Origin of the sequence: Klebsiella sp. S69 (genome assembly GCF_016516145.1) — a bacterium.
Taxonomy (GTDB): domain Bacteria; phylum Pseudomonadota; class Gammaproteobacteria; order Enterobacterales; family Enterobacteriaceae; genus Klebsiella; species Klebsiella oxytoca.
The window spans coordinates 1-3,033 of sequence record NZ_JACVUU010000058.1 but is presented as its reverse complement, the minus strand read 5'-3'; the positions used below and the strand labels follow the sequence as shown (position 1 = coordinate 3,033).

Below are 3,033 nucleotides of genomic sequence, written 5' to 3'. Positions count from 1 at the left end.
TGCCTGAAAAATCAGCAGGATACATTTTGCTGTCATGCATACGCTAATGCGACAGAGCCGAATCGTGTACAGGTTCATAAGATCACTTACGTCCGATAAGCAAACCTATCAGTAGACCAAATCCTGCAGCAACGGCAACTGCCTTGACAGGGTTATCTGTCACTTGCTCACGCACGACTTCTGCTGCATCCTGGACCGCTTGTCCGCCTTGTGCAGAAAATTTACGTGCTGCACCTTTGGCCTGATGACCATAATCATCAGTAAGCTCTCCATACTTTTGTTGAGCGACTCCAGCAACCTCATCAATTTTGTCTTCAAATTTGTTTGTCATAATCAATACTCCTTATAGGCACTATATGTTAGACCTTGTTAACATTATTTTCCAAGAGTAGTATATTTGCGTAACAACCGCATTGAACTCCAAAGCCCAGCCGCTCTTCTAACAGTGATAAGCAACTGCTTTGGCGATTTTCTTTTGTTCTTCAATACCATGATCCCGCTGATTAGGATGAGTGGCCCCCTGAGTCTATAAACAGTACTCCATACTGTGTCAACGGGTTGCAATTTGACCATTAAACTATCGCAAAGCCTATGAACTTCATTTCGTTGGGATGAAATTTCCTTCAGGATTTTACTCTTTCTTATTTGTAATTTATTCATTCTTTTCACCAGTGATGCTGGTTAAATCATTTTTGAGTTGCTCACGCGTCTCTGACAACAGGCTCGCGCGACTGGCGCTTATGCGAATGATTATACAAAAAACGATGGCAAGTAAAAATAGCACACCAGTGAAGTACAAAAGAATAGTCTGTTGGTGTAATGGTTCGATGAATAGTAATGCGTATAGCAGAAGGCTCATTAAACCAAATGTCGTAAAAATGAGTGCTAAACCAATCATTAAGATTAGGCTAAGGATTCTGTTTTTTTCCTGATTAATCTCTATAGTAATTAAATCCAGCCGAGTGGATGCCGCCTTGTAAATATTGGTGAGAAGGCGAGTCGTTATATCAGATAATCTTGCTGAAGGAAGTATAGATTGTGTAGACTTATTTTCCATAAGTAATCTTTCCTTGTCAAAGAGATAACAGAATGAGTTACTCTGCTTTGTAATCAATAGTTCTAGATGAAGTACAGTCTAGAATCTAAAATATGTCAAACAAAAAGATTACTTTCTTAGTTGTAAGCATGATGGGTAATGTCTCTAATTAGTTGAATCTGATGTATAATGTGGGCTCTCATGGCCAGCGTTAACGTTTATTGGGCTCTATCGCATTTGCGTATGCATGCCAGCAAAATGTATTCTGCCGATTTTTCAGGCAGCTAACAGATAACATTGTTCTGCGGGTGACAATCCATCACTTTGTGGGTGTTGATACTGCCCTTTACGTATCATGTGGAGCAGTTCAATGCCGGCCAGTATCGTCTACGCCCAACCGAACGACTTAAATCCCAGCATCTGACGACTTCTTAATGCGACAGAGCCCTCCAGACTCGTGCGAGTTCAGGATGTAAATTTAGTGGTGATATTGACTGAATTATAGCTATTATCGCCACATTAATTGTATTCCGAAAAGCAAAAAAGCGGTTACGCTGCGATTTGCGTGTTTGGCATATTTTTTGTATAACATTATTACCAGCAAAATAAAGCTGGCTAAATATTCTGACTCAGAGTTGTTATGGAGAACATTATGTTCGGAAAAACTGAAGACAAAGTAAAAGAAGTTGCAGGTGAAGCACAGGAAAAATACGGTGAGCTGACCGATGATTACGGGCACCAGGTTAAAGGCGCTGCCCGAAAGGTAGCTGCACAGGGGAGTCAGGCCGCTCAGGACGCGGCTGAAGTGGTGCGTGATAACGTGGAAAAAAATCCAGTCGCGGCAATTTCTATCGCTGCGGGCGTTGGCTTGCTGATTGGTCTGCTCATCGGCCGAAAATAAGATAAATGCGGGCGCACAGCCCGCTTTTCCTTGTTAATATAAGGAGTTAAAAATGAATATATTAAAAACGATCATTCTTTCTACATCACTTGTATCAACTGCCGTTATGGCCGATGCCACCATCAACACTGAGCATTTAAAAAATAAAGCTGAACAGAAGGCTGAACAGGCCTCCAATCGTGCAGAAGAAACGACTCATAAGGTTAAAAACCGGCTTGAAGAGGAACAGCTGCAGGCTGAAAACAGACTCAAGAACGGCGGTGAAGCGACCACGACAGATAAGGTACAGGAAAACTCACAGAAAGCCTGGAACCGTACCAAAGAAGCCACAGAAAAAGGCTGGAATAAAACAAAAGAAGCTGCTCAGCAGGCCGGTGACGCGGTAAGTGAAAAAGTGGGCAATTAGTCCTCTTCCCCGGCCTGCCCGGGGATTCCAGATTAAAATTTGGATAATATCTCTGGGCTGACACTGTTGCAAAAATCTGCTGGTCATAAACTCATTGTCACAGCAGTCCGGCAGGCGGGTGAGCGCGGCAGTACTGTGGCGGTGCTCCTGTATGGCGCTGGCGACCATGGCCGGAGGCGGGGCCTTAATCCAGTCCCATTCACGCTGAGAGAGTTTATCAGCGGCGACGGAGAGCAGGATGGTATCGATACTTTTACGGGGCATGAGCGCTATCTCTGTTCTCACTGTCGTAAAACATGGCAACTCACTTTCACCTACACCGCATCTCAGCCCAGCACACATCAGAAAAAATAAATTGGAGTCTGATCTCGACCCGCCATCTACGGACAGCTCACTGTTCTGCGTGGACTGACCCCACCCCAGTAGACGATCCTGCCCTATAGTTTGAGCATAGGGGGAGCATATGGGCACACCACGATTTACACCTGAATTTAAGGAAGAAGCCGTTCGTCACATAACGGAACGCGGTTATTCCGTTGCGAAGTATCTGACCGTCTGGGTGTTTCCGCACATAGTATCTATAAGTGGTTACGGGCAATTAAACCCGATAACAGTGAACAGCATGCCCGGGATTTACTGGTGATCTTGACCCGCCATCTCCGGACAGCTTTTGTATCTTAAGTTAACGAT

General features: G+C 44.2%; 5 protein-coding genes and 4 pseudogenes. 4 read left to right on the top strand and 5 right to left on the bottom strand.

What is annotated here, in order from left to right; all coding sequences use genetic code 11:
• Positions 1 to 82: 82 nt before the first annotated feature.
• The 4 genes and pseudogenes from IAE27_RS29100 to IAE27_RS29085 form a co-directional block, all read right to left on the bottom strand.
• The gene (locus IAE27_RS29100; RefSeq protein WP_200093404.1) at positions 83 to 331 is read right to left on the bottom strand and encodes a DUF883 family protein; all 249 of its coding nucleotides are present in this window, start codon (positions 329 to 331) and stop codon (positions 83 to 85) included.
• A gap of 44 nt (positions 332 to 375) precedes the next feature.
• Complete coding sequence (locus IAE27_RS30055; protein ID WP_200093403.1) at positions 376 to 660, bottom strand: YqjK family protein; 285 nt, start codon at positions 658 to 660, stop codon at positions 376 to 378.
• Complete coding sequence (locus IAE27_RS29090) at positions 653 to 1,057, bottom strand: phage holin family protein (RefSeq protein WP_200093402.1); 405 nt, start codon at positions 1,055 to 1,057, stop codon at positions 653 to 655. Before IAE27_RS29090 ends, IAE27_RS30055 begins: the two co-directional genes overlap by 8 nt.
• Positions 1,058 to 1,312: 255 nt before the next feature.
• A pseudogene (locus IAE27_RS29085) lies at positions 1,313 to 1,468 on the bottom strand (IS6 family transposase); the annotation flags it as partial.
• Between the two features lie 220 nt (positions 1,469 to 1,688).
• Between IAE27_RS29085 and IAE27_RS29080 the strand changes: the two are divergent.
• Both IAE27_RS29080 and IAE27_RS29075 read left to right on the top strand, forming a co-directional pair.
• Positions 1,689 to 1,937 (top strand): DUF883 family protein, encoded by a 249-nt coding sequence (locus IAE27_RS29080; RefSeq protein ID WP_200093405.1) that lies wholly within the window; start codon positions 1,689 to 1,691, stop codon positions 1,935 to 1,937.
• Positions 1,938 to 1,989: 52 nt separating this feature from the next.
• Complete coding sequence (locus IAE27_RS29075) at positions 1,990 to 2,343, top strand: hypothetical protein (RefSeq protein ID WP_200093401.1); 354 nt, start codon at positions 1,990 to 1,992, stop codon at positions 2,341 to 2,343.
• 105 nt (positions 2,344 to 2,448) lie between these two features.
• Here IAE27_RS29075 and IAE27_RS29805 read toward each other — a convergent pair.
• A pseudogene (locus IAE27_RS29805) lies at positions 2,449 to 2,607 on the bottom strand (hypothetical protein); the annotation flags it as partial.
• On the opposite strand from IAE27_RS29805, the pseudogene IAE27_RS29070 reads away from it, so the two are divergent.
• Positions 2,602 to 2,691 (top strand): annotated as a pseudogene (locus IAE27_RS29070) (IS1 family transposase); the annotation flags it as partial. The pseudogenes IAE27_RS29805 and IAE27_RS29070 overlap by 6 nt on opposite strands.
• A 115-nt stretch (positions 2,692 to 2,806) precedes the next feature.
• Positions 2,807 to 2,982: pseudogene (locus tag IAE27_RS29065) on the top strand (transposase); the annotation flags it as partial.
• Between the last annotated feature and the right edge of the window lie 51 nt (positions 2,983 to 3,033).